Origin of the sequence: Vreelandella aquamarina (assembly GCF_044805175.1) — a bacterium.
In the GTDB taxonomy this organism is placed as follows: Bacteria; Pseudomonadota; Gammaproteobacteria; order Pseudomonadales; family Halomonadaceae; genus Vreelandella; species Vreelandella aquamarina_B.
The window spans coordinates 1,963,006-1,977,733 of the sequence record NZ_CP085232.1 but is presented as its reverse complement, the minus strand read 5'-3'; the positions used below and the strand labels follow the sequence as shown (position 1 = coordinate 1,977,733).

Annotated in this window: 14 protein-coding genes; 11 read left to right on the top strand and 3 right to left on the bottom strand. The window is 59.3% G+C overall.

Annotation, left to right across the window (positions count from 1 at the left end; translation table 11 throughout):
* The first annotated feature begins 37 nt into the window (after positions 1–37).
* Entirely contained in the window at positions 38–1,267 is a 1,230-nt protein-coding gene (gene argJ, locus LG300_RS09310; RefSeq protein ID WP_404374777.1) for a bifunctional glutamate N-acetyltransferase/amino-acid acetyltransferase ArgJ, read from the top strand.
* A gap of 77 nt (positions 1,268–1,344) precedes the next feature.
* On the top strand, positions 1,345–2,301 hold the full coding sequence (locus LG300_RS09305; protein ID WP_404374775.1) for a Nudix family hydrolase: 957 nt from the start codon (positions 1,345–1,347) through the stop codon (positions 2,299–2,301).
* Positions 2,302–2,401: 100 nt separating this feature from the next.
* On the opposite strand, the gene LG300_RS09300 is transcribed toward LG300_RS09305, so the two are convergent.
* Together LG300_RS09300 and LG300_RS09295 are read right to left on the bottom strand one after the other, a co-directional pair.
* Positions 2,402–3,304: a carbon-nitrogen hydrolase gene (locus LG300_RS09300; protein WP_404374773.1), complete on the bottom strand. Its 903-nt coding sequence runs from the start codon at positions 3,302–3,304 to the stop codon at positions 2,402–2,404.
* 10 nt (positions 3,305–3,314) lie between these two features.
* On the bottom strand, positions 3,315–4,385 hold the full coding sequence (locus tag LG300_RS09295; protein WP_404374771.1) for an agmatine/peptidylarginine deiminase: 1,071 nt from the start codon (positions 4,383–4,385) through the stop codon (positions 3,315–3,317).
* Positions 4,386–4,583: 198 nt separating this feature from the next.
* Between LG300_RS09295 and LG300_RS09290 the strand changes: the two genes are divergently transcribed.
* Together LG300_RS09290 and LG300_RS09285 are read left to right on the top strand one after the other, a co-directional pair.
* The gene (locus LG300_RS09290) at positions 4,584–5,825 is read left to right on the top strand and encodes a lipoprotein-releasing ABC transporter permease subunit (protein WP_404374768.1); all 1,242 of its coding nucleotides are present in this window, start codon (positions 4,584–4,586) and stop codon (positions 5,823–5,825) included.
* A 10-nt stretch (positions 5,826–5,835) separates the two neighbouring features.
* Positions 5,836–6,537, top strand: a complete 702-nt coding sequence (locus LG300_RS09285; RefSeq protein ID WP_404374765.1) for an ABC transporter ATP-binding protein — start codon at positions 5,836–5,838, stop codon at positions 6,535–6,537.
* Between the two features lie 9 nt (positions 6,538–6,546).
* On the opposite strand, the gene LG300_RS09280 is transcribed toward LG300_RS09285, so the two are convergent.
* Positions 6,547–7,098, bottom strand: a complete 552-nt coding sequence (locus LG300_RS09280) for a DUF2062 domain-containing protein (RefSeq protein ID WP_404374763.1) — start codon at positions 7,096–7,098, stop codon at positions 6,547–6,549.
* A 101-nt stretch (positions 7,099–7,199) separates the two neighbouring features.
* Here LG300_RS09280 and LG300_RS09275 point away from each other — a divergent pair, with 101 nt between their 5' ends.
* The 7 genes from LG300_RS09275 to murB are packed head-to-tail and all read left to right on the top strand — an operon-like array spanning position 7,200 to position 14,718.
* The gene (locus tag LG300_RS09275; protein ID WP_404374761.1) at positions 7,200–9,449 is read left to right on the top strand and encodes a DNA internalization-related competence protein ComEC/Rec2; all 2,250 of its coding nucleotides are present in this window, start codon (positions 7,200–7,202) and stop codon (positions 9,447–9,449) included.
* Between the two features lie 56 nt (positions 9,450–9,505).
* Positions 9,506–11,242 carry a lipid A export permease/ATP-binding protein MsbA gene (gene msbA, locus LG300_RS09270; RefSeq protein WP_404374759.1) on the top strand — a complete coding sequence of 579 codons (1,737 nt, stop codon included), beginning with the start codon at positions 9,506–9,508 and terminating at the stop codon, positions 11,240–11,242.
* Positions 11,239–12,255: a tetraacyldisaccharide 4'-kinase gene (lpxK, locus tag LG300_RS09265; protein ID WP_404374757.1), complete on the top strand. Its 1,017-nt coding sequence runs from the start codon at positions 11,239–11,241 to the stop codon at positions 12,253–12,255. The genes msbA and lpxK overlap by 4 nt, the downstream gene beginning before the upstream one ends.
* A complete protein-coding gene (locus tag LG300_RS09260; protein ID WP_404374755.1) occupies positions 12,248–12,457 on the top strand; it encodes a Trm112 family protein in 210 nt (69 codons plus the stop codon). The genes lpxK and LG300_RS09260 overlap by 8 nt, the downstream gene beginning before the upstream one ends.
* Positions 12,457–13,245, top strand: a complete 789-nt coding sequence (kdsB, locus tag LG300_RS09255) for a 3-deoxy-manno-octulosonate cytidylyltransferase (protein ID WP_404374753.1) — start codon at positions 12,457–12,459, stop codon at positions 13,243–13,245. The genes LG300_RS09260 and kdsB overlap by 1 nt, the downstream gene beginning before the upstream one ends.
* Positions 13,242–13,709 (top strand): low molecular weight protein-tyrosine-phosphatase, encoded by a 468-nt coding sequence (locus LG300_RS09250; RefSeq protein ID WP_404374751.1) that lies wholly within the window; start codon positions 13,242–13,244, stop codon positions 13,707–13,709. The genes kdsB and LG300_RS09250 overlap by 4 nt, the downstream gene beginning before the upstream one ends.
* The gene (gene murB / locus LG300_RS09245; RefSeq protein ID WP_404374749.1) at positions 13,699–14,718 is read left to right on the top strand and encodes a UDP-N-acetylmuramate dehydrogenase; all 1,020 of its coding nucleotides are present in this window, start codon (positions 13,699–13,701) and stop codon (positions 14,716–14,718) included. Before LG300_RS09250 ends, murB begins: the two co-directional genes overlap by 11 nt.
* Positions 14,719–14,728: the final 10 nt, after the last annotated feature.

Below are 14,728 nucleotides of genomic sequence, written 5' to 3'. Positions count from 1 at the left end.
TCACACGCAGCGTAAGCGAACGTAGAGGAGAGAAAGCATGGCGGTGGGAAACCTTCCCTTTCCGGAGTTGCCACCCCTGACAGGGGTGCGCCTGGGCACTGCAATGGCGGGCATCAAGAAGCCGGATCGCCGTGATATGGTAGTCATTGAACTGCCAGACACAGCCACCGTGGCGGGGGTTTTTACCCGCAATGCGTTTTGTGCCGCACCGGTAGTGGTTGCTAAATCACATCTTGACGCGTGCGCCACTAGCGGTCTGGTGCCACGTTATTGGCTGATTAACACCGGTAACGCCAACGCGGGAACCGGCGAGATCGGCCTGCAAGATGCCTATGCCAGCTGTGCGGCGGTGGCGGAGCAGGTGGGGGTTGAGTCAACGCAGGTACTGCCGTTCTCGACGGGGGTCATTGGTGAGCCGTTGCCGATGGCCCGCCTGTTAGCCGGCGTACCCGACGCATTAGGCGCGTTGGCCAGCACAAGCCAGGCGTGGCAACAGGCGGGGGAGGGAATTTTAACTACCGACACCCGCGCCAAAGGTGCCACGGTCACCGTTGAGATTGGCGACCAGCAGGTCACCATCAATGGGATCACCAAAGGCTCGGGCATGATCAAACCCAATATGGCCACTATGCTGGGGTTTGTGGTCACCGATGCTGCCATTGAGCAACCCTTGCTGGCTACGCTGCTGCGAGAAACGGTGGATCGTTCATTCAACTGCATCACTGTGGATAGCGATACCTCTACCAACGACGCCTGTATGCTAGCGGCGACCGGTACGGGCGCGCGGATTGAAAGTGACGAGCACATTGCCGTTTTCCGTAACGGACTGCAGCGGGTGATGACTGAGCTTGCCCAAGCGATTATTCGTGATGGCGAAGGGGCGACCAAGTTCATCACGTTACAGGTGAATGAAGCCAACACTCGCCAAGAGGCGCTGGATGTGGCGTTTACCGTGGCCCACTCGCCACTGGTAAAAACCGCGCTATACGCTTCAGATGCCAACTGGGGGCGGATTTTGGCAGCGGTAGGCCGCGCACCGGTTGAGGCGTTTGACGTCAGTCGGGTCGTCATTGACTTAGGCGGTGTGCGCCTGGTGGAGAACGGTGGCCGCGCCAGCAGTTACACCGAAGCGGCGGGCAGTGCCGTCATGGCCCAGGAAGAGATCACAATTCGCATTAACTTGGGACGTGGTGACGAGGCCGCTACCGTGTGGACCTCGGACCTCTCCCATGACTATGTGTCCATCAACGCGGATTACCGCAGCTAAGGCTGCGGCAACGTGCTAACGCAGCGAGATAGCGCCGTGCTGTATTAAGGCGGCGCGCACAAAGTGGATAAGACGTAATGAGTGTAATGGTAAAACGACGGGTTCATGTCGCGGCAGCTGCAATGATCAGCGCCGATCAAAAGCACGTGCTGATCGCGCGCCGGCCTTCCAACGTCGATCACGGCGGCTTGTGGGAGTTTCCAGGTGGCAAGCTGGCCCCCTATGAGACTGGGCTAGAAGGCCTGAAACGTGAGTTGCACGAAGAGTTAGGCGTCGAGATTGTACGTGCCCAGCCGCTTATCCGCGTTCACCATGAGTACCCTGATAAGCATATCCTGTTGGATGTTTGGCAGGTGCATGAGTTTGCCGGCGAGCCGTTTGGCCGTGAAGGCCAGGCGGTGCGCTGGGTGCCGATGAACGAGCTGGTGAACTACCCGTTCCCGGCGGCGAATCTGCCCATCCTGCGCGCCGTGATGCTGCCCACCGAGTATTTAATTACCGGTGAAGAGGCCGACGACGAACGCTTCGAGGCGCTGTTAGAGCGTGCCTTGCGTGAAGACAGCATCCGCCTCGTGCAGCTGCGTGCCAAAAGTCTGGACGATGCAGCCTACATCGCCCGTGCCGAGCGCGCGCTTAAACTCTGCCGTGAGTATGGCGCGAAACTACTGCTCAACGGTGAGCCAGCGCTCCTGGATCAGGTCGATGCCGATGGTATTCATTTGACCAGTGCGCGTTTAATGCAGCTGGACCGTCGCCCAATTGCGGAAAACAAGTGGTTGTCAGCTTCTACCCATGACCAAAAGCAGCTCTCCCAAGCGGCAGTACTAGGATGCGACTTCGTAACACTGTCGCCGCTGCGTACCACGCCGTCGCACCCGGAAGTGGCCCCCATGGGCTGGCACGACTTCCAGCAACTGGTAGAGCGTGCCGGTATGCCGGTGTTCGCGCTAGGTGGTATGACCCGCTTCGACGCCAACCACGCTCGTGCGGTGGGTGCCCAAGGAATCGCGTCGATTCGCGATTTCTGGAAATAAGTGCCTGGAAGTCAGCGATCTCGGTTTAAGCGCTGATAACGAAAAACGCCTGCTCTGTTGCCAGAGCAGGCGTTTTGGCTTTCAAATTACTCAAATAAGTTTAATCGCGATAGCGGCGGGTTAAGTCGCCGTAAGCGTCGACGCGGCGATCGCGCAGGTAGGGCCAAATACGGCGGGTGTTTTCGCTACGCGCCATATCGAGGCTTACGACCAACTGCTCGGTCTCTTCACCAGCGTGGGCTAATAGCTCGCCTTGAGGGCCGCAAATAAAGCTGCCGCCCCAAAACGCGATACCGTCACCAACGCCGGAGTGGTCGGCCTCAAAACCAACGCGGTTGGCAACCAGCACCGGCAGGCCGTTGGCGACACCGTGGGCACGCTGAATCAGTTTCCAGGCATCTTTTTGGCGGGTTTTTTCGGCGTCATCGTCGTTAGGGTCCCAGCCTATGGCGGTGGGGTAGAGCAGCAGCTCGGCACCCGCCAGCGCCATCAGGCGGGCTGCTTCTGGATACCATTGATCCCAGCACACCAGAATCCCTAGGCGACCCACCGACGTGTCAATCGGTGTGAAACCCTCTTTGCGGGCATCGTCAGCGTCGCCAGGGGTGAAGTAAAACTTCTCATAGAATCCTGGGTCGTCTGGAATATGCATCTTACGGTACTGGCCAACGCGCCCCTTGGCACGGTCGTAAACCACAGCGGTGTTGTGGTAGAGCCCCGCCGCGCGTTTTTCGAACAGCGAGCCCACCAGCACGATATCGAGCTCTTTTGCTAGGGCCGCCAACTGCTGGCCGGTCGGGCCATCCAGGGGTTCGGCGAGATCGAACAGCGCCGGGTCTTCATATTGGCAGAAGTAGTGCGTGGCATGCAGCTCTTGCAGCAGCACCAGCTGCGCCCCTTGGCTGGCCGCTTTGCGGATGCCCGCTTCGCTTTCGGCCAGGCTGCGCGCTTTATCGGGCCATGCGGCTTGTTGAATCACCGCCACGTTGAGTGTCTGGGACATGCTGCCCTCCTTAAGAGTGGGTGGTAGCAGGAGCAAGCGTACCTTTGGGTAGCTGCATGGTTAAACAGTGCAGGCTGCCGTGCTGACGAATCACGCTGACGCACTCAATGGGGATCAGCGTATGCTCAGGGAAGGCAACGGCCAGCGCCTGGAGGGCGGTGACATCCGCTGGATCGCCATAGGTGGGTACCAGCACCGCATCGTTGATAATCAAAAAGTTCGCATAGGTGGCCGGTAGGCGATGCCCGTCTTCCGGGTCAAAGCAGGCCTGGGGCCAGGGTAGTGGAATGAGCCGGTAGGGCTCTCCGTTACGCTGACGGAAGTCTTTCAACTCCTGCTCCATCGCCTGCAGGGCCGTATAGTGTGGGTCGGTAGGGTCATCGCAGCGCACATAAGCAATGGTGGAGGGGGTGCAAAAGCGTGCCAGGGTGTCGACGTGGCTGTCGGTGTCATCGCCTTCCAGATGCCCATTGGCCAGCCACAGCACGCGGTCCACGCCAAAATCGTCGGCCAAGCGTGCCTCAACGTCTTCACGGGTGAGCGACGGGTTGCGGTTAGGGTTGAGGAGGCAGGCTTCTGTGGTCAGCAAGGTGCCTTCGCCGTCGGTCTCGATAGCGCCGCCTTCCAGCACCATCTCCCGAGAGGCCACCGGACAGGCCCATACGCCTGCATCCGCCAGCCACTGAGTTAGCTGGTTGTCCCGCTCGGCAGGGAATTTACCGCCCCAGCCGGTAAAGGTGTAATCCAGCAGCAGCGGCTGGTTATCTTCGTCCAATACCGTGATCGGCCCGTGGTCCCGCGCCCAGGTATCGTCGGTGGGTGCGACAATCAGCAGCAGCTGATGCTTGGGGATGCCATAGGCATCGAACGTAGCGGTCAGGCGCTGATGGGTCGCTTCGTCGGGCACGCTGATGAGCACACGCTGGTAACGTGCGGCGGCCAGCACAATGCGCTCAAGCGTTGCTTCGATACGCGATAGCATATAAGCCCAATCGCCATCTGGACGGGGCCAGGTGAGCTGCAGGCCATCTTGAGGGTGCCATTCGGGCAGTAAGCGGTGGGTCTTGGTAGCCAACGTCAAAGGTGCTCTCACTAGTCAGAATAAGCTTACCCAGCGGGCAAGAGGGTCGGGCGCAATTTAGGGGGTTGCCCCGCAACTTGCAAGCGTTACCGCTATAAAGGGAACGCTACCCAGAGGGGTGACTCTAAGGCTGCGTTTGCACATGCAGCCATGCTAAAAAAACCGTACCATGGACGCCCATTATTAAGGAATGAAGCCATGCTTGATCGTTTGCCTTTTCTGGTGGGGCTGCGCTATGTGCGCGCTAAACGCCGGAACCACTTTATCTCGTTTATTTCCCTGACCTCGATGCTTGGATTGATGCTTGGCGTGGCGGTACTGATTCTCGTCCTATCGGTCATGAACGGGTTTGATCACGAGCTGCGCACGCGCATTTTAGGCATGGTGCCCCACACCAAAATCGAGTCCCAGGAAGGGCTAGTGGAGTGGGAGGCGTTGGCAGAGCAGCTGGTGCAGCGCGAGCGAGTGATTGGCGCGGCGCCTTACGTTGAGCAGCAGGGCATGTTTTCTGCTGGTGGCCGCAACCAGGGCGCGATGGTCAACGGCATTCATCCAGATTGGGAAGACCAAGTTTCCATCATTGGTGAACATATGCGCCAGGGAGAGCTGGCCGACCTAGTGCCAGGCGAGTGGAACGTGGTGCTTGGCTCTATGCTCGCCCGCAGGCTCGGCGTTGGCGTAGGCGACCGAGTCACGTTGTTGGTGCCGGAGGCTTCCATTACCCCGGCAGGCGTTTTTCCCAGGCTCAAGCGGTTTACCGTCAGCGGTATCTTTAGCGTTGGTGCCGACTTAGACGCCAGCCTGGCCTATGCCAATATTGAGGATATGCAAACCCTGGCCCGTATGGGCGATGCGGTGGGCGGGCTGCGCCTTGAGCTGGATGACCTGTTTATTGCCGGTAGCGAAACCCAGTCCATCGTCAACGAGCTGGGCCCAGGCTATCGCGGCACCGACTGGACGTTCTCCCACGGGAATCTCTTCCAGGCGATCCAGATGGAGAAGCGCATGATCGCGCTGCTGCTGACCGTGATTATTGCGGTCGCTGCATTCAATATCGTATCTACCTTGGTCATGGTGGTAACCGACAAGCGCGCCGATATCGCCATTTTGCGTACCATTGGCGCCACGCCGCGCTCCATTATGGGCATCTTCGTCGTGCAGGGGCTAGCGATTGGGCTAATCGGGATTGCTGTGGGGGTAGTCGTGGGGATTTTGCTGGCGCTGACTATCTCCGACCTGATTGGCTGGTTTGAGAGCGCCTTTGGTATCCAGTTCCTGGATGCTGGGGTCTACTTTATCAGTGATCTGCCGTCTCGATTGGAGTGGAGCGATGTGCGTGACATTGTACTTGCCGCGCTTGGCCTGACGTTCCTCTCGACGCTTTATCCCGCATGGCGTGCCGCTCGGGTTCAGCCTGCCGATGTACTGCGCTATGAATAAGGATGCCCCGATGACGTCAACACCCCCTAACACCGTCATGCTGGAATGCCGTGAACTCACTCGCATTTACAGTGAAGGCCCCCAGGATCTCACCGTACTGGACCGGCTTGAGCTCACCGTACACGCCGGTGAGCGGGTCGCTATCGTGGGCAGCTCCGGTTCGGGTAAAACCACGCTGTTGAACCTGCTGGGTGGGTTGGACCGGCCCAGCGCCGGCAGCGTGGTGATCGGCGGTGAGCCCCTGTCGGGCCTGAACGAAGCCGCGCTTGGCCGCTTTCGCAATCAATATATTGGTTTTGTGTATCAGTTCCACCATCTGCTGGCGGAGTTTACGGCGCTAGAGAACGCCGCGCTGCCGCTGATTATTCGCGGCCAGCCTAAGAAGGTGGCCGAGCAGCGCGCCATGCAGCTACTGGAGCGGGTGGGGATGAAAGCCCGCGCCGACCACAAGCCTGGTGAGCTGTCGGGCGGTGAGCGCCAGCGGGTAGCGATTGCCCGCGCGCTGGTGACCGATCCGAGTCTTGTGCTGATGGATGAGCCGACGGGCAATTTGGACCAAGCCACCGCAGCGACCATCCTGGCGCTGATGGATGAGCTGGCCAAAGAGAGTGCCTGTGCGTTTGTCATCGTCACTCATGATGTGAGCCTTGCGGCCCATCAGGATCGGGTGATGAAGCTGGATGGAGGGCGCTTGGTGGCCCAGGCTGGGTGACTGGCTGACTTAATCGTCAAATTCTGATTCGATGCGGGCCCTGCGCCGCCGTCTTTTAACGCGGCGGCGCTTCCAGTGATGGGAGACGTGCCAGCGCCAGATAAGGCGAATGCTAATGTTCGCCACGATTGCAAGCATAATGGCCGTGATTAACGAGCCGAGTAAAAGCGGTGGCAAAATATCGTGCATCTGCTCGGCTACCCAGCGGGTCGAGATGCGGGACGGCGCCTCCCGTGCCGGCGCTCCTAACAGAAACGTGCCGATTCGATAGTTGACGTAAAAAATAAGCGGCATGGTGAGCGGGTTAGTGACCCACACAAGCCCTACTGAGAGGGCTAAATTGCAACGACTCAGCCGTGCGCCTAGTGCCGCCACTACCATTTGAAAAGGGATGGGCAGCATGGCGCAAAACAGCCCGACGCTAAACGCGTTCGCAACGCTGCGTCGAGTTAATAGCCACAAGCCCGGGTCCGCAATCAGCGGTGCCATAAAGCGCAACGAGCGTTGGCGCCTCAGCGTGTCGGGTTTTGGCATGTAGCGCTGCAGAAAACGGCGCGGCATGTCAGATACTCTTGCTTTAGATCGTTTCTATTATCCATATAGCGCAGGGCTACGGCTATGGCGTTGGGCATTAGGGGGGGCGGATGGAGCGGGGCATTGCAATGCCCGCAGCATTAGCAGCGCTTGGCGGTGGCCTGTTAGCGTGGTGTGCCGGTGGACAGGAAGGTGTATGGCTGCTGCCGATGGTGCTGATGGTAGTGGGGATAATAGTGGGCTTATGGCAGCCAAAGGGGCTGGTATGGCTGCTCATCGGCGGGGCCGTTGCCTTTAGCGTTCAGCAGGAGTGGAAACATAGGCTGCCCGCTGGGCTGAGTGGGCAGGACATAGAGGTGCATGCCCGCGTTGTTGATGTACAGAATCACCACGACACCAAGCGGCTAAGATTAACGATTGAGCGCTGCAAGGCTCCCGCCCATCTTCCTCACTGTGAACAGTTAAACAGCGTTCGGGTGAGTGCGTACGATCAAAATGCGTACATGGTTGGCGAACGCTGGCAAATGACGCTGCGCTTACGGCCTCCCTATGGTTTTATTAACCCTAATACCTTTAATTTTGAGCAGTGGCTATGGCGTGAAGGTATCCATGCTACGGGTTATATCCGCTCAGACCCTGCACCGCAGCGGCTTTCGCACGCCTCTCCTCAGCTACGCCAACGGGCATTCGATTTTCTAGCACAGCAGCCGTTAGAACCGCGTACCCAGCGCTGGCTGGCCGCATTAACGTTAGGCGATAGTGAACAGCTCACCCAAGATGACTGGGCGCTATTAAACGCCACGGGAACAACCCACCTGGTGGTGATATCGGGCCTGCATGTAGGGTTGGTGGCTTCGTTTGTACTGCTGTTAGGACGCTGGGCGGCTCGCTTGATGTCACCAACCAACTGGCGGCTTCGCACCTGGCCCTGGTGGCTCGCGGGGGCTGCCGCTGTTGGCTATGCCGCCCTGGCGGGTTTAGCACCACCGGCGATGCGCGCGATGATGATGACGCTGCTGGGCCTATGGGTGCTCAGCGGCCGCCATGCCCCTGGGCCTTGGCAAGCGTGGTGGCTAGCCTTGGCGCTGGTGCTGGTGGTTGACCCACTGGCGCTGTGGCGGCCAGGGCTATGGCTCTCGTTTTTGGCGGTAGGCTGGCTGATTATTATCTGGCAGGGGCGGGCCAGGCCCCGTGGTGCAAAGGGGTGGTGCTGGGCACTGCTGCGTTCCCAGCTGTTATTGGCGCCGTTAATGGCTGCGGCGGTGTTGTTTGCTTTTGGACGCGTGGCTCCCGCGGCGCCGTTGATCAATTTATTGGCAGTGCCGTGGGTCAGTTCCGTGATGGTGCCTACCGCGCTACTCGGCTGGCTGCTCTCGCCGTTGCCGGGTGTCCGGCTAGTGCCCTGGTGGGTGTTTGAGCAAGCGCTGGCGGTCTTCCATCAGCTATTGTGGGTTGCTGTGGGGGCCGCGCCGCTCTGGCAGCCGCCCGCACATTTAGCTTACCCACTGGCGGGAAGCTTGGTGCTGCTGTCGCTGTGCTGGGGCTTGCCCGCCGTGCCGCGTTGGCTGCGGGTTGGTGCAGTAGCGCTAGTGGTGACGATTCCCTGGTGGCCGAAAGAGCAGGCCATTCCCGATGGGCAGTTGCAGGTAACTGTTTACGACGTTGGCCAGGGGCAGTTAATCGAGCTACGCAGTGCGAATTTTCGTTTGCTTTATGACACAGGCCCGCGTTTTCGCAGCGGCTTTATGCCCCTGCAAAGCCTATGGCCCCCAGGCCAATATGTTGATCAGGTGATGGTCAGCCATGCGGATGCCGACCATGCCGGTGGCGTCGATGCGCTGCTGGCAGATCACCGAGTTAACCAGTGGTGGGCACCTGAAGGGGAGTCACTGCCTGTGTCCAGCCACTCTTGTGAGCAGGGGCAGCGTTGGCAGCAGGATGGGGTGGCGTATCGGATACTTTGGCCGCCAAGCGGCAGGAACGACCTATCCTCGAATGACCGCTCTTGTGTACTAGAAGTGCGTGTTGGGGAGCATAGCCTGCTCATTACCGGTGATGTAGGGCGCCAAGTGGAGCGGAGGCTTCTACCACAGCTTGATGGCCCTGTGAGCGTGTTAGTCGCAGGGCATCACGGTAGCACGACCAGTTCGGGGGTTCAGTTTGTGCGTGGGACACAGCCTAAACACGTGGTTTTTAGCGCCGGGCGGGGTAATGCATTCCGCCATCCCGCCGATGAAGTGGTGCGACGCTTCCGGCAACAGCAGAGCTGCCTATGGAGCACCGCCCATGATGGAGCCCTTGAATTCTCGCTTAAACCGCAGCAGCCCATTACGTTTCGGCCACTGCGCGCCCTGGCAGGTGGTCATAAGCGGTGTTGAAGCGCGTCACCATCAGGTAGAATCGCCCACACTGCACACTACTGCCGGGAGCCCGTGTGACTGATTCAGGTTGGATGCTTTATAAACGTTTATTGGGCTATGTAAAGCCGCACTGGCGTGCGTTTGCGCTGGCGGTGGTGGGGTTTGTGATTTATGCCGCCTCAAGCACCGCGCTGGCGGAAATGATGAAGCGGCTAATCGACGGGATCCAGAACCCCGATGCCGCTTTCCGGTTTTTCCTGCCGCTGTTCGTGGTGCTCATGTTTGCCTCTCGTGGGCTAGGCACGTTTCTTAGTACCTACTTTATGGCTTATGTGGGGCGCTATGTGATCCACACCCTGCGCTGCGATGTGTTTGCCCACTTGCTGCACCTGCCAGGGCGATTCTTCGACCACCACTCTAGCGGCCATTTGGTATCACGGGTTACCTACCACGTTGAGCAGGTAGCCGGCGCAGCGACCAATGCAGTGACGATTATCTTGCGGGAAGGGCTGTTTGTCGTTGGGTTGATCGGTTATCTATTTTGGACCAACTGGATGTTGACGCTGCTGTTTCTAGGGGTCACGCCGATTATTGCAGGGGTGGTGAGCTACGTCAGCAAACGCTTCCGGCGCATCTCCAAACGGATCCAGCACTCCATGGGCGATGTTACCCATGTGGCTTCCGAGGCCCTCTCAGGCTACCGAGTGGTGCGTACCCACGGTGCGGAAGCATATGAGAAGCAGCGCTTTGAGCGGGTGAGTGAAGAGAATCGCCGCCAAAGCATGAAGGAAGCGATGACCCGAGCGGTTAGCTCGCCTGTCGTGCTGATGCTGGTGGCGATCTCTATGGCGCTGCTAGTGTGGCTGGCCATGGCGCCCTCGCTGATGGAAAACATGACGCCGGGGGAGTTTGTAGCTTTCATCACCGCTGCAGCCCTGATGATCAAGCCAGTGCGCCAGCTTACCGAGATTAACGGTGAAATACAGAAGGGTATCGCCGCGGCTTCGGAACTGTTTGGCCTGCTGGATCTTGCTCCTGAGCAGGATGAAGGCAGTCGCATTCCCAACAAGCTGACCGGCCGTTTGGCGATCGAGAATGTTAGCTTTCGCTACGGTGACGATCAGCCCAGCGTACTGCACAACGTGAATCTTAACGTTGCTCCCGGCGAGCTGGTAGCTATTGTGGGCCGCTCGGGCAGCGGTAAATCTACCCTCGTCAGCCTGCTGCCGCGCTTCTATCGCCCTAGTGAAGGGCGCATTTTAATTGATGGCATTAATGCTGATGAGTACGCCTTGGGGCCGTTGCGCCAGAATATTGCCCTGGTGTCTCAGCAGGTCACCCTATTTAACGCCTCTATTGCCGATAATATTGCCTATGGGGTAGCCAATCCCGACCCTGCTGCCATTAAAGCAGCTGCCGAGGCGGCCTACGCCAGTGAGTTTATTGAAAAACTGCCGGAAGGCTATGCCACGGTGGTGGGTGAAAATGGAGTGATGCTCTCGGGGGGGCAGCGCCAGCGGCTTGCCATTGCCCGGGCCATTTTCAAAGACGCGCCCATTCTTATCCTAGATGAAGCGACCTCCGCACTGGACACCGAGTCGGAACGCTATATTCAAAAAGCGTTGGAACACGTATGCGAAGGGCGCACCACGCTGGTAATTGCCCACCGGCTCTCCACCATTGAACGTGCCGACCGTATTCTGGTGATGGATCAAGGACGGATTATTGAGCAAGGCACCCATCAGGCTTTGCTGGAGAAGGGTGGAGCCTACGCCGCCCTGCATCAGCTCCAATTCCAGGAGAGTGAATGAGCCTGGCGCAGCGCTGGTTAGATGCCGCCTACGGTGGCAGTGCCTGGTTGACACCACTTTACCCTCTGGGTGGTTTATACCGTTATCTTATGAGGCGCCGGGCACAGCGCTATCACGAGGGACACAAGCCGGTTTGGCAAGCACCGGTGCCGGTGATTGTGGTGGGCAACATTACGTTAGGCGGCACGGGTAAATCGCCGCTCGTGGCCTGGCTGAGCCGCTGGCTAATACAGCAGGGGTTTTCGCCCGGTATCGTCACCCGCGGCTATGGCGGAAAGGCGCCGCACTACCCGCTGCTGGTTTCTCCCGCAACAGACCCGCAGCACAGCGGTGACGAGCCGCTAATGCTGGCACAGCAAACCGGCGTGCCGGTGGCTGCGGACCCGCAGCGAGCGCGGGGTGCTGAGCTGCTGGTTCGGCAGGGCTGCGATATTTTGATTAGCGACGATGGCTTGCAGCACCTAGCCCTGGGGCGTGATATTGAACTGGTGGTGGTTGATGGTGCCCGTGGTCTAGGGAATCAGCGCTGCCTGCCCGCAGGGCCTTTAAGGGAGGCACCCGCTCGGCTTTCAAGCGTTGATGCTGTGATTGTGAATGGCGAGCTGCAGCACCCGCTGGCAGTGGCTAGCGTGGCCATGCAACTGGTGCCCCAGCGCTGGCGCCAGGTGGCCTCCGGGCGGCACTATCCGCTACAGCCGCTGCCCTTTGCGTTGCCGGTTCACGGGCTGGCGGGAATCGGCAACCCGCAGCGGTTTTTCAACACGCTACGAGAGTTAGGCGTTGCCGGGGAAATGCACCCCCTGGCCGACCACCAACCATTTGACGAACAAACCCTGCAATTTACGCCGCCGCGTCCAGTCGTTATGACGGCTAAAGACGCGGTAAAGTGCCAGGCGTTTGCTCCGCCTGACAGTTGGGTATTAGAGGTGGAAGCGCAGCTTCCGCAAGCATTTGAGGACTGGCTGGCGAACAGGCTGTCCGCACTGACACAAAGGGGATGCACCGATGGATAAGGAATTATTGGCAATGCTGGTTTGCCCGCTCTGTAACGGCAAGCTGAAGTATCACCGCGAAGCCCAGGAGCTTTGCTGCCACTATGACGGGTTAGCCTACCCAATCAAAGAGGGGATTCCCGTCATGCTGCCCGAAGAGGCGCGGCAAATGGATGCTGACGAAAAGCTGCCTACCTCGCCAGGCCGTACTGGGGAGGCGTAATGGCTGACGCTGCGCCGCAATTTATTGCCATTGTCCCCGCGCGTTTTGGCTCCTCCCGATTGCCGGGCAAACCGCTGCTAGAGATTGCCGGTGAGCCGATGGTAGCTCATGTATGGCGGCGAGCCTGTCAAAGCCAGGCAAGCCGTGTAGTGGTAGCGACCGACGATACGCGGATTCGTGATGCCATGCTGCCCTATGGCGCTGAAGTGGTAATGACCCGCGACGACCACCCGTCGGGCACCGACCGGCTTGCCGAAGTCGTTGAGCAGCTAGGCCTGGCCGATGACACCCTAGTGGTGAATGTGCAGGGGGACGAGCCGCTGATTCCTCCAAGCCTCATCGACCAGGTGGCGCTGCGCCTAGCGGATGACCCCGGGGCGGCGATTGCCACCCTGGCCGAACCGATAGCGGACGTAGACACGTTGTTCAACCCGAACGTGGTGAAAGTCGTGCGCTCGTTACAGGGGCGGGCGCTTTACTTCTCGCGAGCGCCGATTCCTTGGGACCGTGAGCACTTCAAAGCACAGCCAAACCTGTTAGAAACCGATGCTTGGCTGCGTCATATCGGTATCTACGCCTACCGGGCGAGCTTTTTAGCGGCCTACCGGGAGCTAGCGCCCTCCAGCCTGGAGCAGCTGGAACAGTTAGAGCAACTGCGTGCGCTCCAGCATGGCTACGCCATCCAGGTGGCGCTGGCGAGCGCGATAAACCCCGCCGGAGTCGATACGGAAGAGGATTTGGCACGGGTAAGAGCGCTGCTAGCGCAGAGCGAAGGGGGTGGTGCATGACGCGTGTGCTGTTTGTTTGCTTAGGCAATATTTGTCGCTCGCCAACGGCGGAAGGCGTATTTCAACAGGCGCTTGAACGTGCAGGGCTAAGTAAGCGTGTTGATATCGACTCCTGCGGTGTTGGCAGTTGGCATGTTGGCAAAGCGCCCGACCCCCGTGCCCAGGCAGCCGCGCTGCGCCGTGGTATTGATATTAGTCACCTGCGCGCCCGCCAGTTGAAAGCGAGCGACTTCCAGGCGTTCGATTACGTACTGGGAATGGACCGCGATAACCTGGCGGCGATGCAGGCGCTAAAGCCGGCCAACAGCCAGGCTAAGGTAGGGCTGTTGTTGGAGTATGCAGATCTCGCGAATACCGATGTTCCCGATCCTTACTACGGTGGAGAAGCGGGCTTTGAGCAGGTATTGGATATGATTGAGCAAGCCAGTGCCGGGTTGATTGCAGAGTTGACCCGTGGGCGCTAATCACTTGGACGAGGCAGTCGCCTGGGTGGATCTCACGGCGGCCAATACCCTTCGCCTACCTTGCCAGGCAGAGCGTTACATTGCACCGACGACGCTCTCTAGCCTTCAGGCCGCGCTCTATAGCGCACGTATCCATCAATGGCCAATTACCCTGCTAGGTGGTGGCAGTAATGTGCTGCTGCCACCAATGCTGCATGGTGTGGCGCTTCGCCCGGCGCTTCGCCACTGGTGGCTGGAGCGCAGTGGTGATGAGGTCACTGCCTATGTGGGTGCCGGTGTGAATTGGCATGCCCTGGTCATGGCGTTGGCGGCGCATGGCTTGTGGGGTACCGAGAATTTGGCGTTGATCCCCGGAGATTGCGGCGCCGCACCGGTACAAAATATTGGTGCCTATGGTGTCGAGCTCAGCGATGTGCTGAAAGCAGTGCAGGTGGTCGAGTTGGCAAGCGGCAAGATGCGCTGGTTGAGTGCGGATGCGTGCCAGTTTGGCTATCGCGACAGCATTTTCAAGCGGGCGCTAGCGGGTAAGGTAGTAATCACCCAGCTGGCGCTGCGGCTGTCCGCCACGCCGAGACCTGTGCTGGGTTATGGCGACTTGGCGGCCCGGGTGCCGGAATCACCAACCCCCCTGGCAGTCGCTCAAGCGGTCTGTGCGATTCGTCAGGAGAAACTGCCCGACCCCGCCGTGCTGGCGAATGCGGGCAGCTTCTTCAAGAACCCGCTCGTCAGTAACGACCATGCCCACCGGTTGCTGGAAAGCCACCCAGGGATGCCGCATTTCCCCCAACCCAATCGCCAAACGAAGTTGGCAGCAGGCTGGCTGATTGACCAGTGCGGCCTAAAGGGGCAGCGCCAGGGAGCATTTGGTGTCCATGAGCGCCAAGCGTTAGTGTTGGTGCACTTTGGGGGAGGAGATCGCGCGGGGTTGCTGCGTTTTGCAGACGCCATTGCCCAGGCGGTGGTTGACCGGTTTGGTGTCGTGCTGGAGCCTGAACCTCGTATCATGTAATCGTGAAGTA

Coding starts and splice junctions, on each gene's coding strand:
- argJ (WP_404374777.1), top strand. CDS start 38: ATGGCGGTGGGAAACCTTCCCTTTCCGGAGTTGCCACCCCTGACAGGG.
- LG300_RS09305 (WP_404374775.1), top strand. CDS start 1,345: ATGAGTGTAATGGTAAAACGACGGGTTCATGTCGCGGCAGCTGCAATG.
- LG300_RS09300 (WP_404374773.1), bottom strand. CDS start 3,304: ATGTCCCAGACACTCAACGTGGCGGTGATTCAACAAGCCGCATGGCCC.
- LG300_RS09290 (WP_404374768.1), top strand. CDS start 4,584: ATGCTTGATCGTTTGCCTTTTCTGGTGGGGCTGCGCTATGTGCGCGCT.
- LG300_RS09285 (WP_404374765.1), top strand. CDS start 5,836: ATGACGTCAACACCCCCTAACACCGTCATGCTGGAATGCCGTGAACTC.
- LG300_RS09280 (WP_404374763.1), bottom strand. CDS start 7,098: ATGCCGCGCCGTTTTCTGCAGCGCTACATGCCAAAACCCGACACGCTG.
- LG300_RS09275 (WP_404374761.1), top strand. CDS start 7,200: ATGCCCGCAGCATTAGCAGCGCTTGGCGGTGGCCTGTTAGCGTGGTGT.
- lpxK (WP_404374757.1), top strand. CDS start 11,239: ATGAGCCTGGCGCAGCGCTGGTTAGATGCCGCCTACGGTGGCAGTGCC.
- LG300_RS09260 (WP_404374755.1), top strand. CDS start 12,248: ATGGATAAGGAATTATTGGCAATGCTGGTTTGCCCGCTCTGTAACGGC.
- kdsB (WP_404374753.1), top strand. CDS start 12,457: ATGGCTGACGCTGCGCCGCAATTTATTGCCATTGTCCCCGCGCGTTTT.
- LG300_RS09250 (WP_404374751.1), top strand. CDS start 13,242: ATGACGCGTGTGCTGTTTGTTTGCTTAGGCAATATTTGTCGCTCGCCA.